The 16,301-nt window shown below is 68.4% G+C and carries 16 protein-coding genes; 9 read left to right on the plus strand and 7 right to left on the minus strand.

The window, feature by feature from the left end:
• Positions 1 to 123: 123 nt before the first annotated feature.
• Both ACWDNU_RS35460 and ACWDNU_RS35465 read left to right on the plus strand, forming a co-directional pair.
• Positions 124 to 432: an antibiotic biosynthesis monooxygenase family protein gene (locus ACWDNU_RS35460; protein WP_043827165.1), complete on the plus strand. Its 309-nt coding sequence runs from the start codon at positions 124 to 126 to the stop codon at positions 430 to 432.
• Positions 425 to 1,228, plus strand: coding sequence for an SIR2 family NAD-dependent protein deacylase (locus tag ACWDNU_RS35465; protein ID WP_449672095.1), 804 nt, complete (start codon positions 425 to 427; stop codon positions 1,226 to 1,228). The genes ACWDNU_RS35460 and ACWDNU_RS35465 overlap by 8 nt, the downstream gene beginning before the upstream one ends.
• On the opposite strand, the gene ACWDNU_RS35470 is transcribed toward ACWDNU_RS35465, so the two are convergent.
• Both ACWDNU_RS35470 and ACWDNU_RS35475 read right to left on the minus strand, forming a co-directional pair.
• The gene (locus ACWDNU_RS35470) at positions 1,215 to 1,643 is read right to left on the minus strand and encodes an acetyltransferase (protein ID WP_449672096.1); all 429 of its coding nucleotides are present in this window, start codon (positions 1,641 to 1,643) and stop codon (positions 1,215 to 1,217) included. The genes ACWDNU_RS35465 and ACWDNU_RS35470 overlap by 14 nt on opposite strands.
• Positions 1,640 to 2,593 carry an endonuclease/exonuclease/phosphatase family protein gene (locus ACWDNU_RS35475; RefSeq protein WP_449672097.1) on the minus strand — a complete coding sequence of 318 codons (954 nt, stop codon included), beginning with the start codon at positions 2,591 to 2,593 and terminating at the stop codon, positions 1,640 to 1,642. Before ACWDNU_RS35475 ends, ACWDNU_RS35470 begins: the two co-directional genes overlap by 4 nt.
• 108 nt (positions 2,594 to 2,701) lie before the next feature.
• Between ACWDNU_RS35475 and ACWDNU_RS35480 the strand changes: the two genes are divergently transcribed.
• Both ACWDNU_RS35480 and ACWDNU_RS35485 read left to right on the plus strand, forming a co-directional pair.
• A complete protein-coding gene (locus tag ACWDNU_RS35480) occupies positions 2,702 to 3,679 on the plus strand; it encodes an ATP-binding cassette domain-containing protein (RefSeq protein WP_370933629.1) in 978 nt (325 codons plus the stop codon).
• On the plus strand, positions 3,676 to 4,476 hold the full coding sequence (locus ACWDNU_RS35485) for an ABC transporter permease (RefSeq protein WP_370933628.1): 801 nt from the start codon (positions 3,676 to 3,678) through the stop codon (positions 4,474 to 4,476). Before ACWDNU_RS35480 ends, ACWDNU_RS35485 begins: the two co-directional genes overlap by 4 nt.
• A gap of 73 nt (positions 4,477 to 4,549) precedes the next feature.
• Here ACWDNU_RS35485 and ACWDNU_RS35490 read toward each other — a convergent pair whose 3' ends face one another.
• Entirely contained in the window at positions 4,550 to 5,359 is an 810-nt protein-coding gene (locus ACWDNU_RS35490; RefSeq protein WP_449672098.1) for a helix-turn-helix transcriptional regulator, read from the minus strand.
• A 117-nt stretch (positions 5,360 to 5,476) separates the two neighbouring features.
• On the opposite strand from ACWDNU_RS35490, the gene ACWDNU_RS35495 reads away from it, so the two are divergent.
• Positions 5,477 to 5,896: an SRPBCC family protein gene (locus ACWDNU_RS35495; RefSeq protein ID WP_449672099.1), complete on the plus strand. Its 420-nt coding sequence runs from the start codon at positions 5,477 to 5,479 to the stop codon at positions 5,894 to 5,896.
• On the opposite strand, the gene ACWDNU_RS35500 is transcribed toward ACWDNU_RS35495, so the two are convergent.
• Both ACWDNU_RS35500 and ACWDNU_RS35505 read right to left on the minus strand, forming a co-directional pair.
• Positions 5,853 to 6,893 (minus strand): amidohydrolase family protein, encoded by a 1,041-nt coding sequence (locus ACWDNU_RS35500; protein ID WP_370933625.1) that lies wholly within the window; start codon positions 6,891 to 6,893, stop codon positions 5,853 to 5,855. The genes ACWDNU_RS35495 and ACWDNU_RS35500 overlap by 44 nt on opposite strands.
• A gap of 90 nt (positions 6,894 to 6,983) precedes the next feature.
• The gene (locus ACWDNU_RS35505) at positions 6,984 to 10,154 is read right to left on the minus strand and encodes a BTAD domain-containing putative transcriptional regulator (RefSeq protein WP_449672100.1); all 3,171 of its coding nucleotides are present in this window, start codon (positions 10,152 to 10,154) and stop codon (positions 6,984 to 6,986) included.
• Positions 10,155 to 10,300: 146 nt separating this feature from the next.
• On the opposite strand from ACWDNU_RS35505, the gene ACWDNU_RS35510 reads away from it, so the two are divergent.
• Complete coding sequence (locus ACWDNU_RS35510; protein ID WP_449672101.1) at positions 10,301 to 11,746, plus strand: M1 family metallopeptidase; 1,446 nt, start codon at positions 10,301 to 10,303, stop codon at positions 11,744 to 11,746.
• On the plus strand, positions 11,743 to 12,348 hold the full coding sequence (pcp, locus tag ACWDNU_RS35515; RefSeq protein WP_449672102.1) for a pyroglutamyl-peptidase I: 606 nt from the start codon (positions 11,743 to 11,745) through the stop codon (positions 12,346 to 12,348). The genes ACWDNU_RS35510 and pcp overlap by 4 nt, the downstream gene beginning before the upstream one ends.
• Before the next feature lie 3 nt (positions 12,349 to 12,351).
• On the opposite strand, the gene ACWDNU_RS35520 is transcribed toward pcp, so the two are convergent.
• A complete protein-coding gene (locus ACWDNU_RS35520; protein ID WP_449672103.1) occupies positions 12,352 to 14,109 on the minus strand; it encodes an Hsp70 family protein in 1,758 nt (585 codons plus the stop codon).
• Positions 14,110 to 14,242: 133 nt separating this feature from the next.
• Between ACWDNU_RS35520 and ACWDNU_RS35525 the strand changes: the two genes are divergently transcribed.
• A complete protein-coding gene (locus ACWDNU_RS35525; RefSeq protein ID WP_370933620.1) occupies positions 14,243 to 14,668 on the plus strand; it encodes a helix-turn-helix domain-containing protein in 426 nt (141 codons plus the stop codon).
• 55 nt (positions 14,669 to 14,723) lie between these two features.
• The gene (locus ACWDNU_RS35530; protein ID WP_449672104.1) at positions 14,724 to 15,314 is read left to right on the plus strand and encodes a PIN domain-containing protein; all 591 of its coding nucleotides are present in this window, start codon (positions 14,724 to 14,726) and stop codon (positions 15,312 to 15,314) included.
• A 7-nt stretch (positions 15,315 to 15,321) separates the two neighbouring features.
• Here the strand turns inward: ACWDNU_RS35530 and ACWDNU_RS35535 are convergent, their stop codons facing one another.
• A complete protein-coding gene (locus ACWDNU_RS35535) occupies positions 15,322 to 16,260 on the minus strand; it encodes a hypothetical protein (RefSeq protein ID WP_449672105.1) in 939 nt (312 codons plus the stop codon).
• Between the last annotated feature and the right edge of the window lie 41 nt (positions 16,261 to 16,301).

Consider the following 16,301-nt stretch of genomic DNA (forward strand, 5'->3'; position numbering starts at 1 on the left):
TCCAGGGGCGGACACCGCGCCCCCCGGGCCGGGTGCGCTGCCCCTCCGCACGCCGACTTAAAGGCGATCCCGCCGCGACGACGGAGTCGGCGCCATCAAACACAGTTGCAATAAACTCAGCTCATGGCTGTAGTCAAGATCAACGCAATCGAAGTTCCCGAAGGTGCCGGCCCCGAGCTGGAGAAGCGGTTCGCCGCGCGGCTGCACTCGGTCGACAACCAGGAGGGGTTCCTCGGCTTCGAGCTGCTCCGCCCGGTCGCCGGCGAGAAGCGCTACTTCGTGTACACGAAGTGGGAAACCGAGGAGCACTACCAGGCTTGGGCGGGCGGTCCGGCGCGTGAGGCGCACGCGGGCGAGCGCAAGAACCCGGTGTCGACTGGCGCGAATTTGCTGGAGTTCGAGGTCGTGCAGGCATCGAAGCCGGGTGAGTGACGAACTCGCCCGCGCCGCCGAGCTGATTTCGGGTGCCGGCGCGCTGCTCGTGTGCGCCGGCGCCGGGATGGGCGTCGACTCCGGGCTGCCTGATTTCCGTGGCGGGGAAGGGTTTTGGCGCGCGTATCCGCCGTACGCCGGGCTTGGGCTGCGGTTCGAGGAGTTGGCCGACCCGCGGCATTTCGCCTCAAACCCCGAGCTGGCTTGGGGTTTTTACGGGCATCGGCTCGAGCTGTACCGGAAGACGGTGCCGCATCGCGGGTTCGGGTTGCTGCTCGAATGGGGGCTGGCGAAAGAGGGCGGCGTGCGCGTGTTCACGTCCAATGTGGACGGACAGTTTCAGGCGGCGGGGTTTCCGCAGGTCGCCGAGGCGCACGGGTCGATCCATCATCTGCAGTGTCTCGCCGGGTGTTCGCGGGAGATCTGGCCGGCGGCCGACATCACGGTCGAAATCGACGAGGAGACGATGCGTGCCCGGCCGCCGTTGCCATCCTGTCCGCGGTGCGGCAGTTTGGCCCGGCCGAATATCCTGATGTTCGGGGATTTCGACTGGGTTCCCGATCGGAGTCAGGAACAGCTGGACGAGCTCACCGCATGGCGTCGTGCGCATCGCGACACAGTGGTGGTCGAAATCGGTGCCGGGCAAGCGGTTCCGACGGTCCGGCGGTATTCCGAGCTCGCCAGCGCGGCGACCGGTGCGCTAATCCGGATCAATCCGCGCGAACCGCAGATCCGGCACGGGCGCGGGGTTTCGATCGCCGCGGGCGCGCTGGAGACGTTGGTCAAGCTCGTTTGAGTTCCAGCAACGGGAACGGGCGGCCGTCCGAATCGGTCTCCTGCCTGCCGACGACCTCGAACCCGTGGTGCAGATAGAAACCGACTGCCTGCGGGTTCTGCTCGTTCACGTCCAGCGTGAGGTTCGGGAAGCGGTCCAGCGCAGCACGCAACAAAGCCGTTCCCACGCCACGGCCGCGGAAATCGTCGTGCACGAACAGCATTTCCAGCTTTCCCTCGGCGATTCCTGAGAAACCTGCCGCGATTCCGTCGACCTCCGCCACGGTCAGGTCCACTTCCGGGAAGTACAGCGGGACGCGCGTGGCGTAGTACTCGACGTCCGCCGGAGTCAGAAAGTCGTGCGTCGCCTCGACGGCGCTTCGCCAGATCTCCAGCAGCCGCGGGTATTCCCCACGGCTTGGCCGCAAGGTCGTCACGGCAGCTGCACCTCCGCGTAAACCGCCCGGTGATCGCTCCCGGGCACATCGAAAACTTGGTAATCCCGGATCGCCACCCGGCGGTCCACCAGCACGTGATCCAGCGGCACGAGCGGGACCGACGACGTCGACCACGTCGGGACCATACCGTCGCCGCGTGCCTCCGCCGCGTCGACATAGCCGCGGGACAGCACCGTTCGCAGCGCGGCATGGTCGAGAGTCGCGTTGAAATCGCCCGCCACCACGCGCAGGCCGTGCTCGCCGATCGCGCGCGACAGGTCCCGCATCTCCTGTTCCCACTGGTAATACCCGGAGTCCGGCGAACGCGGATGCGCCGCCACGATCTCCAACGTCGTCCCGCCTCCGAGATCCGCCTCCGCACCAGGCTGTTTCTGGACGGAATCGCCGGTGAAGTCCTCTTCGGTCAGCGGATACCGCGACACGATGCCGGAACCGTCCACCCCGGACGCCGGATGCATGACCCGGTAAGGCAGCGTCTGGAACAGCCCGGCCTTCTCCAGCCCGGACATCGCGGCGGGCGTCATCTCCACCAGGTTCAGCACGTCGATCCGATGCTCCCGGACCAGCCGCACGAGCGCCGCCGGATCGGCCTGGCCCAGGTAGAGATTGGCGGCCAGCACGCGCACCGTCTTCCCGTTCGCCGCGGGCTGGGCGTCGGAGATCACCCGCGGCGCGACGTACACCGCCAGCAGCACGGACAACGCCAGCGCGACGCCGCCGATCCACCACCGCCGCAGCATCAGCGCGAGCGCGGCGAGCAGGACGCCGTAGACGACGAAGTACGGGGTCAGCGCCAGCAACGCGGTCAGGTACCAGCCGCTGCCGTCCCAGCCGATCGCGCGCAGCACGGCGACCGCCAGCAGCGGCAGTCCGACCAGCACGAGCAGGCCCGTGACCAGCCGGGTTCGCTTCCGCGCCTCCTTCACCATGATCCCGAGTATGCCGGGCGCCCGCTGACAGGTCCGTGTCAGCGCCGTGTGCGCGGCTTGCCAGCGCCGCCGTCCACTGTGTGCTGGAGCGACACAGGAGGAGGCGACATGTCGCACGCGATCCAGGCCGAGGGCCTGGTCAAGCATTTCGGGGAGACGAAGGCGCTGGACGGGGTGGACCTCGAGGTCCCGTTCGGGAAGGTGGTCGGGGTGCTCGGGCCGAACGGCGCGGGCAAGACGACCGCGGTCCGCATCCTGGCCACCCTGCTGAGACCGGACGCGGGACACGCCACGGTCGGGGGTTACGACGTGGTCCGCGACCCGGTCCGGGTGCGCGGCCTGATCGGGCTCACCGGGCAGTACGCGTCGGTGGACGAGGACCTGAGCGGCACCGAGAACCTGGTGCTGATCGGGAAGCTGCTGAACCTTTCCCGGGCCGACGCCCGGGCTCGGGCGGCCGAACTGCTGGAGCGGTTCGAGCTGACCGACGCGGCCAAGCGGCCGATCCGGACGTATTCCGGCGGCATGCGGCGCAGGCTCGACCTGGCGGCGAGCCTCGTCGGCCGTCCCGCCGTGCTGTACCTGGACGAGCCGACCACCGGGCTCGACCCGCACGCGCGCAACGAGGTGTGGCAGGTGGTCCGCAACCTCGTCGCCGACGGCGCGACGGTGCTGCTCACCACGCAGTATCTGGAGGAGGCCGACCAGCTGGCCGACCGGATCACCGTGTTCGACCACGGCCACGTGGTCGCCGACGGCCGCGCCGACGAGCTGAAGCGGCGGGTCGGCGGGCAGACGCTGCAGGTGCGGCCGACGTCGCTGAGCGATCTCGACGAGGTCGACCGGATCCTGGCCGAACTCACCGGCGTCCGGCCGGTCCGCGACAACGCGACCGGGCTGCTGACCGCGCCGGTGTCCGACCCGGTGCTGCTGTCCACGCTGGTGCGCCGCCTCGATTCGGCGGGCATCACCTCCGACGAGCTGGCGCTGCGGCTGCCCAGCCTCGACGAGGTGTTCCTCGCGCTGACCGGGCACGCGGCCGAGGAGCCGAAGCCGGACCGCGAACTCGAAGGGAGCCGGTCATGACCACCGCGACCGCCGTGGCCCCGCCCCGGCACATCAGTCCCGCCCAGGGCGCGAAGCACGCGTTTTCCCTTGCCTGGCGCGGCATTCTGAAGATCCGCAAGAACCCGGAGCAGCTGGCCGACGTCACGCTGGCTCCGATCATCTTCCTGCTGATGTTCACCTATCTGTTCGGCAACGCGCTGAGCGGTTCGATCGAGAATTACCTGCAGTCGCTCGTGCCGGGCCTGATCGTGATGAACATCCTGCAGGCCTCGCTGTCGGTCGGCACGCAGCTCAACACCGACATCACGAAGGGCGTCTTCGACCGCTTCCGCGCCATGCCGATCGCGCGTTCGGCCCCGCTGGTGGGCGCGGTGCTGGCGGACCTCGTGCGGTACTTGGTGTGCCTGGCGGTCCTGCTGGTCGTGGCGACCGTGATGGGCTTCCGCGTGCAGACCGGCCCTGGGGAGTTCGTCCTCGCGATCCTGCTGGCGCTCGCGTTCGGCCTGTGCTTCTGCTGGGGTTCGGTGTTCGTCGGGATGCTGATGAAGTCCCCCGGCGCGGCGCAGGGCCTGATGTTCGTCTTCATCATGCCGCTGACGTTCGGCAGCAACGTGTTCGTCTCGACGGCCACGATGCCGGGCTGGCTGAAGGCCTGGGCGGACATCAGCCCGGTGAGCCTGATGTCCGACGTGATGCGCGGCCTGCTCAACGGCGGCGCGTACGGCGGATCCCTGCTCGGCTCGCTGGCCTGGATGGCCGGTGCGGTCGTGGTGTTCTTCCCGCTCGCGACGTGGGCTTACCGCAAGCGGGTCTGAGGGCGTCCTGCACGGGGGTGTGGACGCTGTGAGTGAGTGTCTGTGTCCGGGTTCCACAGCCGGGCACAGGCACTCACTTTTTTGTCGCGAGCAGCCGGCGCAACGCGGTCGGAGTGTGTCCGAGGTGCTCCCGCACGGTTCGGCACAGGTGGGCTTGATCGGCGAACCCGAGGTCGGCGGCGAGGGCGGCCAAGCTGGGTTCGCCTTCCTCCAGTCGATCCAGCGCACGGACTACGCGCACGCCGTTGCGGTACCGGGTCAGCGACACTCCGAGTTCGCGAGTGAAGGCCCGGCTGAGCCGGTAAGGCGAGACGCCCAGCAGGGCTGCCAGCGGAATCAGGCCAGCCGCCGCGGGATGGTCGTCGACGATCGCGCGACGGGCTTGGGCTACCAGCGCCCGGTCGCCTGTCCGGTCGCTGTCTGGGACGGCCGTGGCCACGACCTGCTGGACGACCGCGGCTACCAGGCCGATGAGTCCTTCCGTCGCCGCGTAGCCGGTGTCGGCGGCGCGAGTGGCGGCGAGGAGCCGACGGTGGGCGAGGTCAAGCGGGCCGTCCACGTACAGCGTTGAGCGCTCCAGCAGCGGCGCGTCGCCAGCCAAGGTGCGCCAGAACGCTGGCGTCAGGGTGATCGAGGTGCACCGGTCACCGCCGACGGGATGGGCGAAGTGCTCCTCCTCGCCGGGCAGCCCGAGGTAACCGACGGTGCGGTCGAGATCCGTGCAGACCCCGCGGACGCGGCGACGGAACCCGCCGCTGCGCACGAGCACGAGCCGCACGTCCTCGCGCGGCCATTCAGCCGACCAGCCGCGGTGATCGTCCCGGCAGTCCACCGCCCCGACGGCGAACTCCGGGCGAGTGGCGAGATCGGCGAAGGAGAGCACGCCCGAAGGCTACGGCGAGGGTCTGACAATTCCCGCAAGAATCTTCAAGACCCGAGGGGCCGGGACCGGGCAGGCTGGCACATCCATTGCCACCGCAGGAAAACCGAAGCAGGAGACATGGCGTCCATCCGCGAAGAAGCAGTGCTCGAGTCCAGCGCCGACGACGTGTGGGAGGTGATCGGCGACTTCGCCGCAGGCCCCCGGCGGATGGCACCAGGATTCGTACTGGACAGCGTGCCCGAGGCGGACTGCCGCGTCGTCACCTTCGCCGACGGCACGGTCGTGCGGGAACGACGAGTCGCCGTTGACCATGGCGCGCGCCGGATCGTCTACTCGGTGGTCGGCGGCGACGTCCAGCCCGAACACGACAACGCCGCCATGCAAGTTCTCGCCGACGGCGAACAGCGGTGCCGGCTGGTGTGGACCCGCGACGTGCTCCCCGACGAACTGGCCGCGCCGATGACCAAAGCGATGTCGGCCGGCCTGGAGGTGATCAAGCGGACTCTCGATCACCTTCAGCCGGGCTCACCCGAATGAGATGGCCGGTCAGCCGCTCCCAGTTCCCGGAACCGATGGCCGCCTTCTCTTCCTCGCTGAACGGCGCCTTCTCCAGAAACGACCGCGCGACCCCGCCGCTCGTGTCCAGGTAAGGAAAACCGCCGGGCCGGGTGCCGAAGGTGTAGGGATAGTCGGTCGAATAAAGCATCCGCTCCGTCCCGACCACCTCGGCCGCCCAGCGCAGGTAGCGTTCGCTGACCGTGCCGCTGCCCGCGATCCAGAAGTTCTGGCGGAAGTAGTCGGCCAGCGGCTGCCGTAGCCCGGCCATTTCCTGAAGGAAGCCGACGTGGTCGAGGTAGAACAGCACGACCTCGCCCCAGTGCCCGGCGATCACCTGCAGTCCGGGGTGCCGGTCGAAGACTCCGGAGAAGATCATCCGCAGGTATTGCACGCCGAGGTCGTAGTACCAGCCGAGCCCGGCGGTCGCCAACGCCGGACCGACGCCGTTGGGCAGCCCCGAGTAGTACGCCTCCCGCACCGCCCGCACGGGAGCCTGCGGGTGGAAGTGCAGCGGGACGCGCAGCCGTTCGGCGGTCGCGTAGAGGTCGTCGAATTCCGGTGCGTCGGCCAGTTTGCCGCCGGTGCGGCCGTACAGCATCGCGCCGCGAAAGCCCAGGGCGACCGCGCGTTCCAGCTCCTCGGCGGCGGCTTCGGGCGAGGATGTCGGGAGGGTGGCGAAAGCCTGGAAGCGCGTGGGGTTCGCGGCGACGATCTCGGCGAGTGCGTCGTTGGCCTCCCGCGCGACGGGCACGGCGTCAGCGGCCGGAAGGTTCTGCACGCCGGGGGTGGACAGGGATAACACCGCTACGTCGATGCCCTGCTCGTCCATGTCGGCGAGACGTCCGTCGCCGACGTCGCACAGGCGTCTGGTGACCGGGTGGTTCTCGGGATAGCCGTGCGGCTGGACCCCCGCCTTCGCCCACGCGTCGCGCAGGACGGGCAGGACCACGTGTTCTTCCAGGGCGACGATGCGCATGACAGCTCCTCGACGTTTCCAGTGATACCCATCGCAGAGTATCACTGGAAACATCAGTGGAAGCACGTATCTGTTATCACCGATAACGGCCTACTCGCGTGCGCGCTCCGTCCGGATCTCTTCGATCGCCGCGGCCCGTTCCATCCGCGAGGTCTCGGCGACGATCGCCTCGTACCGTTCCGCGCCCAGCTCCCGGGTCAGGCTGGCGATCAGCTCGCGGACCTCCGGGCTCCCCAGGTCGAATCGGCCGCGCACCACGGCGCTCAGCGCCAGCATCCGAGCGGACGACTCCAGCCGGCCCTGCCGGTACCGGATCCGCGCCAGCAGTTCGACCATGGCAGCCAGGTCCGGCATGTCGAAGCGCCTTGCCGTCTGCTCGACCACGTCGAACACCGCTGGCTCCGCTTCGTCCGGCCGGCCTTCGGCGAGCAGCAAACCGGCCTCGATGGTGCCGAGCCATTCCGCCTCGAAACCCTCCGGAGTCGGCCAATCCGCGCGCGCCGACTTCATTTCCTGGAAGACCGCGCGCGCCTCGGCGACGTTGTTCTCGCGGATCAGCAACTCAGCGCGGCCGAGCAACACGATCAGCCGCAATCCGTTGTTCCCGCCGGAAGCCGCGTAGCGTTCCGCGGCTTCCATGTCCCGCCACGCGCCTTCTTGGTCGCCGGCGCGCGAACGTTCGATCGCCAGCCGCCACCACTGCTGCACGATGTCGTCCCGCGACCGCAGTTCCATCACCAGCCGCAGGCCCTCGGTGTACCCGGCGATCGCGCCCTCGTGGTCGCCGGACTGCGACCGCGCCGCGGCCCGGAACCCGTGCGTCATGCCGAGGCCCCAGCGGTCGCCGACCTCGGCGAAGCCTTGGTGGGCAAGCTCTCGCGCCCGGTCCGCGCTCGCGAGATCGCCGGTGTCGCCGAGGACGAAGCTCTCCGCCCAGTACCCGGCGGCGCGGCTCCAGACGTCGTCCCGCTCGACGGCCCGGCGGATCTCGCGCCTCGCCAGGTCGCGTTCGCCGTTGAGGTAGGCCACGATCGGCAACCCGACCCAGAGCCACGGATTCCGTTCCGCCGCACCGGTCCGCACGCATTCCTCGATCAGTTCGGGAACGTTCACCTTCTCGTGCGGACCGGCCATGGCCAGCATCAGCACCTGGCTCAGCCGCAGGCTCGCCGCCACGTCCGGCGGCAGTTTGTCGCCCAGTTCGAGCACCTCGTCGACGAACAGCGCCGCCCGTTCGTTCAGGCCGACGATGTTGAGATACCAGAACAACCCGAACAACAGCCGGGCCGCCGATTCCGCGGAACCCGACTCGATCGCCGCCCGCAGCGCGGAGGTGAAGTTGTCGCTGTCGTGCTCGTAGACGTCGATCGCCCGCAGCTGATCCCGTCCGCGCAGCAACGGTTCGTTGCGGTGGGCCAGTTCCGCGTAATACGCGACCATCGCCGTCCGCATCCGCTCCTGCTCGCCGGATTCGGCGAGCCGCTCGGTCGCGTACGCGCGCAGGGTTTCCAGCAGGCGGTACCGCATGCCCACGACGTCCACAATGGACTTCTCCACCAGCGAACCCAGCACGTACACGATGTCGTCCGCGGGCAGTTCTTCGTCCGCGCAGACGTTTTCCACTGCCTCCTCGGAGAAACTCGCCGCGAACACCGCGAGCCTGCGCGCGAGCCGGACCTCCGCCTCGCTCAGCAGATCCCAGCTCCACTCCACCACGGCGCGCAGGGTGCGCTGGCGCGGCAACGCCGTCCGGCTGCCGGAGGTGAGCAGCCGGAACCGGTCGTCGAGGCGTTCGGCGATCTGCTCGGCGGTCATCGACCGCAACCGCGCGGCGGCCAGTTCGAGCGCCAGCGGCATTCCGTCGAGCCGGCGGCAGATCTGCCGCACCGCGTCCACTGTGGACTCATCGAGCCGGAACCCGGGCCGTACCGCCATCGCGCGATCGAGGAACAGCCGGACGGAATCGAGCGTGCCGACGTCCGCGGGCGGCGCGGCCTCGTCCGGCACCGGCAGCGGGCCGAGCGGGCACAACGCTTCCCCGGTGATCGCGAGCGGCTCACGGCTCGTCGCGAGCACTCGCAACGCCGGCAGCCGCCGCAGCAAATTCTCGGCCAGCTCCGCGGCGGTGTCGATGACGTGTTCGCAGTTGTCCAGCACCAGCAACGCTTCCGCGCCGCTGAGCGCTTCCACCGCGTGTTCGAACGGATCGACCTGCCTGCGCCGCGCGTCGGTCTCCGTCGTCCGGAGATCGCGGACTTCCAACGCGTTGAGCAGCGCGGCCAACACGTCCTCGGCGGCCCGCACGCCAGCCAGCGGCACGAACCACACCAGGCCGCGCGAGTGCGCCGGATGCCGCGAAGCCGCTTCCGTCGCCAGCCGCGTCTTGCCGGCGCCGCCGGGACCGACGAGCGTGACCAGCCGGGCTCCTTCGAGCAGTTCGGCCAGCAGTTTCAGCTCGTCGGTGCGGCCGATGAAGCTGGTGAACCGCTGCGGCAACCGGTCCGCCACCGTGGCGACTGGCGTGTATTCACCGCGGAGCGCACGCAGATGCACTTCCTGAAGTTCCGCCGACGGGTCGACGCCCAGCTCGTCGGCCAGCGTGGTGCGGATCGCGGAGTACGCGGCGAGCGCGTCGGCCTGTCGCCCGGCAGCGGAAAGCGCACGGATTCGCAAGCCAGCCAATCGTTCCCGCAACGGATGCGCCTGCGCGGCCGCGGTGAGTTCCGCGAGCACGTCCGCGTGCCGTCCCAGCCTCAACTCGGCTTCGAACCAGTCCTCAGCGGTCTCCGTTCGCCGCTCCTCCAGCAGGGTCGCGGGCGCGGCGGCGAACGGCGCGTCCAGCACGTCCGCGAGCGCCGCCCCGCGCCACAAGGCGAGCGCGGCAGCGAGCGATTCGGCGGCGGTACCGTCCCGGCCAGCGGCAAGTTCCCGGTGCCCTTCGGCGGACAGCTGCTCGAACCGGTGGAGATCCACCGCCTCCGGCGGCACCGCGAGCCGGTAACCGCCGTTGACGGACTCCACTTCGACCTCCGCCTGCCGCAGCGCGCGACGCAGCCTCGAGACGAGCGACTGGAGCGCGTTAGCGGCGTCAGCCGGGGGTTCAGCGCCCCACAGACCGTCGATCAACGCCTCGGCGGGCACCGCGCGACCGGCGTCGAGCGCGAGCCGCGAAAGGAGCATGCGAAGGCGGGCTCCGCCGATGTCGATCGGCGTGCCGTCCTCCCCCTCCGCTCGCAGCGGGCCCAGCAGCGCGACGCGCATGAGGTCCAGCTTTCCAGACGACGGCCCCGCCGTGCCGGGGCCCGACGGAAGTGTGGACTTTCGAGACAATCTGCCCACCTTGCGGTTACTCCATGCCTTCCCGGCGCTACGTTGCGGAGGATTCACACGCAGACACAGGAGCGCCCATGAGAGCACTGCACCGCTGGCGTCGCCCGGCAGTGACCGTCGCAGCCACCCTCACCGCATTGACGCTCGGCACTGGAATCGCGTCGGCCGGGCAAGGCGGCTGGGACACGCCCACGCCCGGTTCAGACGGCGCCGGAGACAGCTACTACCCGCAGGACGGCAACGGCGGGTACGAGGTCTCCGACTACGACCTCCGGGTCAACTACGCCCCGGACACCCATCAGCTCGCCGGTGTCCAGACGGTCCACGCGAAGGCGACCCAGTCGCTCAGCTCGTTCGACCTGGACCTGCGCGGCCTCACCGTCGACGCGGTCCGCGTCAACGGCGCGCCCGCGAAGTTCACCCGCACCGGCGACCACGAACTCGTGATCACGCCGAAGATGCCGCTGTGGAAAGGCCTGCCGTTCACCACCGAGGTCGCCTACCACGGCGTTCCGGTGGCGATCGACGACCCGAACCTCGGCAAGAACGGCTGGCAGTTCACCAAGTCCGGCGGCGCGTTCGCGGCGGGCGAGCCGAGGTCGGCCACCACCTGGTACCCGGTCAACGACACCCCGCGCAACAAGGCCCGGTTCCGGCTGTCGATCACCGTCCCGAGCGAATGGGGCGTGATCGCCAACGGCCGCGAGGTCGGCTCGTACCGGACGCGCGCGGGCACCACGCACGTCTGGGCGGAGGACACCCCGACCGCGTCGTACATGACCACGGTCGCGATCGACAAGTGGACCTTCAACAAGCGCAAGCGCGAGGACGGCACCCCGATCGTCAGCGCGTACGCGCCGGGCACCTCGGACGCCACCAAGCAGGCCGACGCCCAGCTCCCGGAGGTCATCGACTTCCTCGAATCGAAGTTCGGCAAGTACCCGGTGGACGCCGCCGGCGGCATCTACCTGACTGAGCCGATCGGGTTCTCGCTCGAGACGATGAGCCGGCCGATCTACTCCGGCCGCGCGGGCAACATCGGCACGATCGTGCACGAGAACGCGCACCAGTGGTGGGGCGACACCGTCGCCGTCGACCACTGGAAGGACGTCTGCCTCAACGAATGCTTCGCGTCCTACGCGACCTGGCTGTGGGCGCAGAAGAACGGCCAGGACCTCGACGCCCGCTACCTCGACGCGGTCGCGTCGGCAGGCGATTCGTTCTGGGCGGGCAAGCTGTACGACATGGGACCCGGCCACGAGTTCACCTACGTGTACTCCAAGGGCCCGGTCATGCTGCACGCGCTGAGCAAGTACATGGGACAGGACGCGTTCGACCAGGTGCTCAAGACCTGGAACACCGTGCACCACAACGGCAACGCGAGCATGCAGGAGTTCCAGCAGTACTGTGAGAAGGTGTCCGGCATGGACCTGCAGGGCTTCTTCGACGCGTGGATCTACGGCAACGGCAAGCCGTCCGATGAGTTCCTTTACCCGGGCGACCTCAAGCCGGCCGCGAAGTGACGGTTCTGCTGACCGGGTTCGCGCCCTTTGACGGAGCGGCGTCGAATCCTTCTTGGCAGGCAGCTTCGCTGGCAGCGACGCGGCGGACGGACACGGTGGCGGTAGAGCTGCCGTGCGAGTTCGACGCGTCGCTGCCGGCGCTGCGCGCCGCGATCCTGGCGCACCGGCCGGAACTGGTCGTGTGCGCCGGGCTCGCCGGCGGACGCAAGCACGTCACGGTGGAACGAGTGGCGATCAACCTGATCGACGCCCGGATCCCGGACAACGCCGGCGCGCAGCCGGTCGACGTGCCGGTCGTTGCGGGCGGGCCCTCCGCGTACTTCACCACGCTGCCGGTGAAAGCCGCGGTCGCGGCGATCGAGTCGGCGGGGCTGCCCGCTGCCGTGTCGTACACCGCCGGGACTTATGTGTGCAATCAAGTCTTCTACGGCCTGCTGCACCTGATCGCGACGGAGTTTCCCGCACTGCGCGGCGGTTTCGTGCACGTGCCGGAGGAAGCCCGGATGCCGCTGGACTCGATCGCGCGTGCGCTCGAGATCGTGGTGGACACCGCGCTGACCGTTCGCGAGGACGTCACGACTTCAGCGGGCACGCTGCACTGAGCCTCACTCGCCGGGCTGCACGGTCTGCTGGAAGTACTGCACCAGGTCCTGCGGCCTGCGGCTCGTGTGCGACACGCTGGTGTCCATCACCGTGCCGACCACGGGGATGCCGTCGGCCTGGTAGATCAGCAGGCCCAGCTTCGGTCCAACGCCCGCGACGTACCGGCCGCTCAGCCCGGTGCGGGTGCGCCAAGTGTCGGTCTCGACGCGACCGGTCATGTCCTTGCGCGCTCCCGGCTCGACCTGGGCGAGGGTGAGTCCTTCGTGGAACGCCACCGTGGTCTTGTCCGGGAAACGGCACAGCGCGGTGCGTAGTGCGCCTAGAGCTTTCGCCAGTTCCGGGTCGTCCGAGCAGGTGGCGCGGGTTTGGATGGTCGGACCGGACAGGCGGCGCATGCACTTGGTGAGGCCGTTTTCGCCGGGGAGCGCTGGTTGTGAACCGGCGCAGGTTGCTGTGTTTGACGGTTGATTCGCCACGGGTTTGTCGTCCCGGTTGGCGAGGACAGCGGTCACGATTCCCGCGACTACGAGGACCGTCAGGGCGATCGCACCGATCACGAGGGGTTTGCGGGACTTCTTTCGCGGCTGCTGCCATCCCGGCGGCGGCATGGGTGGCCGTTGGGTCATGCCGGGTTGCATTGGGCGGGGCTGTTGCTGGACGGGTGGCCAGGACGCTGGTGCCGGGGCTGGCATTGGTGCCGCCGGACGCTCGTCCACCGGCACGTGATGCAACCCGAACGCGACCGCCGTCTCCGGCTGGTCCTCAGTAGTAGGCACCACCCCGAGCGTCGACCCGACCAACGAAGCCAGCAACGGCATCCGGCTAGGCCCGCCGACGAGATACACCCCACCGAGCCGATCCGGAGAAAGCCCGGCCCGCGCGATCGTCGCCGCGAGCATTTCGGCGCTGCGCAACAGATTCGGCCGCACCAACGCTTCCAATTCGGCCCGGGTGACGAGAACGTCGCCGAACGGATCCGGCATCGGCACCTCGGTGTGCGCGTGCCGGGAAAGACTCTCCTTGGCGTCGCGGACGTCTTGGAGCAACACTCGCCGCATCCGGCGGTCGCTGGTCGTCTGCGGCCGGAGAAGCCGCTGCCACTGCGCCGGATCCGCGTGCGACACCGACCGTCCAATGTGTACCAACAGTGCTTGGTCGATGTCGAGACTGCCGAGATCCGGCAACCCGTCCTCCGCCAGCACCGCGGCACCCGCACCGACGACCGCACAGTCGAAGGTGCCCGCGCCGAGGTCGTACACCGCGATCGGCCCGTTAGGAGCGCCTGTTTCGCGCAGAGTCGCGTAATGCGCCGCCGCCGCGACCGGTTCCGGAACCAGCCGCACCTGAACGAACCCGGCCTTCCCCGCCGCCGCCCGCAAAGTCTGCTGCCGCTGCGCGCCCCATCCCGCCGGATGCGACAACCGCACCTCGTCCGGAACCCCGGAAAGCTGCCGCTCGGCCTCCTCGCCCATCCTGCGCAACACCGCCGCGAAGGCATCAACGACTGGCACCACGCGATCACCGAGCAACAACTCGCCGTCGTCAATCCGCCGCTTGGGATACGGCTCGAACCGGCTGGGATCCAGCCGAGCCCGCCGCTCCGCATCCTGCCCGACGACGAGCCGCCCGTCCTCCTCCGCGTACACCGCGGAAGACATGGTGACCGACCCGTCGACCTCAATGGCCCGCGGACCGCGGCCGAAGGCAGCCAAGACGCCAACCGTGCTGGAAGTACCGAAGTCGATCGACAGGACGTCCACGCAGTTCCCCTCCCCAAAACCCCACGGCATCGTCTCACGGACCTGGGTGACAGATATAACTGAAACCTACTTGCCAGGGCAAGTGACACTGGGGCACACTTGAGTACGTCAACAGCCGTGAAGCGGAGAGACCATGACGCCGACCACCACCGCACGAGAGTCGCTGTTCGCGACCCCGCGCGCACAGCAAGAGGCCCACGCCGCCGCGGAACTGATCGCCGAAGCAGGCAGCCAGGTCACGCTGGACGGCGTCGAACTGGGCGGCGAGATCCGCGACCTGCTGCGCCAGATCATCGCCGTCGTCGCCGAAGGCGGAACGGTGACCGTCGGCGCGATGCCGGAAATCATCACCACGACGGTGGCCGCGGAGTTGCTCGGAATCTCCCGGACCACGCTGATGAAACACGTCCGCGCCGGCGACCTGCCCAGCACCCGAACCGGCAGCCACACCAAACTCCGCCGCGACGACGTCCTCGCCTTCCGCCGGGAACGACTGCGCAAACAACGAGACGCGTTGAACGAATTGCTCGCGATCGAAGACCGGCTCGGCATCGAATAGTCAGAATCGAACAGGAGGCCGCACCGCGGAACTTCCGTCCTCGTATCGTGGTGCGATGCCAACTCGCGTGCTTCCCGATGCCAACGTCCTGCACGCCAGAACACTCCGGGATTGGCTGCTTCTGCTGAAGGACACGGGAAACGCAAGCATGTTCCACGTTTTCTACACGGAAGACATTCTTGCCGAGACCATCCAGAGCATCCGACGCCGCAATCCCGGCCTCACCGGAACCGAAATCACCAAAATCCGCGACGCGATCGCCGGGACGATGGACGGCCGCATCGACGATTACCCATCCGGACAGGACGCCGTCGTGCTGACTGACCCGTTCGACCGGCACATCCACGCGGCCGCGATCGCCGGATCGATAGATTGTGTCGTCAGCCTTGACCACGGGTTCACCGACCTGCCGACGGCAGTACGAGACACGCTCGATTACGAGATCTACACCCCGGACGAGTTCTTCCTGCTCATCGACGATTCGTCGCCACGGCTCGTCCGCGCCACACTGCGCAGGCAGATCCGGTACTTCTCCGGGATTGGTCGCACACACCTGGACTTCGCTGGTGCACTGGTGAAATCCGACTGTCCCGCCTTCGCTGAGCGAATCGCCGAACACTGCCGCGAGATCGCGTTCGACCAGTAACCGCGGACTACCCCGCGAAAAGCTCCGCCGGAAAACGCGTCTCCCGGTCCTCCTGAAGCCGCGTGTAAAAGTCATTCATCTCCACCGCCACAGAAGCATGTCGCGCCACCACCTCAGCGATCGGCGAAGGCAACACGAGCTCCCCAGCAGTCGCCCGCCGGACCGCGGCCAGGCGGCTGGCTCGGTCCCAGGTCCCGTGAACCTCGGTCACCAGCCAGTTCACCAAGTACATCGACCCATAAGCCCGGTCATGCTCCGCATTCAGATCCGCGAACGCCAACTCCTCCTCACTCAGGTCGAACCGACGCGCGAATGCCAGACCAAAATCAGTCAGCACAAACCGATCGCCATCGGTCAGGAAGTTCTCGAAGTGGTTGTCGAAGTGCAGAACTCCTTGCGCACGAAGGAACGAGAGCGTCTCACCGACCTGTGCCGCAACACGTTCAGCCTGATCCAGATGCCCCGGCAACCATCGATGCACATTAGTCGGGAAATACTCGCAGAACAGCACAACGCTCGACGAAGCATCCCGCAGCTCCGTGAGCCGACGCCGGACCGCGGAAGAACCGCCCCAGTACTCCACGTCCTCTTCCATCGGGCGATCCGGCACCCGTCCCGAGAGGACCGGCAGCACTCGCCAGTGATGCAGCAAGGGGAAGTTCTCGCACTGACCGCTCAGGACCCACCCGTTGGCCATCACGTGCAGCGCCAGCTCCCGCCAAGCCGAGCCCTCCGGCGAACCAAGGCCGTAATGGCAAAAGGCAGGCAGGCCATACAGATTGGCGGTGGAATGCGGATGCTGCCGCTCCAGCGCGGTAAGCGGCACCCGCTTCGCGAACACCGGGACCCCGTCTACGTCCAGCCGGGCGCCAGTGCCGCCGATTCCCTCGGACAGGACTTCAGCTGCCTCCAGCCGCTCGGTGAGCTGGCGGTCGCTCAGGAGCAAAAGCGCGGTGCTCGCCGCGGCGTGCTGCGAAATCCTAGAAG

The organism is Amycolatopsis sp. NPDC003676 (assembly GCF_053587275.1).

Excerpts from the sequence above, each read along its gene's own strand:
- ACWDNU_RS35460 (WP_043827165.1), top strand. The coding sequence starts at position 124 with ATGGCTGTAGTCAAGATCAACGCAATCGAAGTTCCCGAAGGTGCCGGC.
- ACWDNU_RS35475 (WP_449672097.1), bottom strand. The coding sequence starts at position 2,593 with ATGGTGAAGGAGGCGCGGAAGCGAACCCGGCTGGTCACGGGCCTGCTC.
- ACWDNU_RS35480 (WP_370933629.1), top strand. The coding sequence starts at position 2,702 with ATGTCGCACGCGATCCAGGCCGAGGGCCTGGTCAAGCATTTCGGGGAG.
- ACWDNU_RS35485 (WP_370933628.1), top strand. The coding sequence starts at position 3,676 with ATGACCACCGCGACCGCCGTGGCCCCGCCCCGGCACATCAGTCCCGCC.
- ACWDNU_RS35495 (WP_449672099.1), top strand. The coding sequence starts at position 5,477 with ATGGCGTCCATCCGCGAAGAAGCAGTGCTCGAGTCCAGCGCCGACGAC.
- ACWDNU_RS35500 (WP_370933625.1), bottom strand. The coding sequence starts at position 6,893 with ATGCGCATCGTCGCCCTGGAAGAACACGTGGTCCTGCCCGTCCTGCGC.
- ACWDNU_RS35505 (WP_449672100.1), bottom strand. The coding sequence starts at position 10,154 with ATGCGCGTCGCGCTGCTGGGCCCGCTGCGAGCGGAGGGGGAGGACGGC.
- ACWDNU_RS35510 (WP_449672101.1), top strand. The coding sequence starts at position 10,301 with ATGAGAGCACTGCACCGCTGGCGTCGCCCGGCAGTGACCGTCGCAGCC.
- ACWDNU_RS35525 (WP_370933620.1), top strand. The coding sequence starts at position 14,243 with ATGACGCCGACCACCACCGCACGAGAGTCGCTGTTCGCGACCCCGCGC.
- ACWDNU_RS35530 (WP_449672104.1), top strand. The coding sequence starts at position 14,724 with ATGCCAACTCGCGTGCTTCCCGATGCCAACGTCCTGCACGCCAGAACA.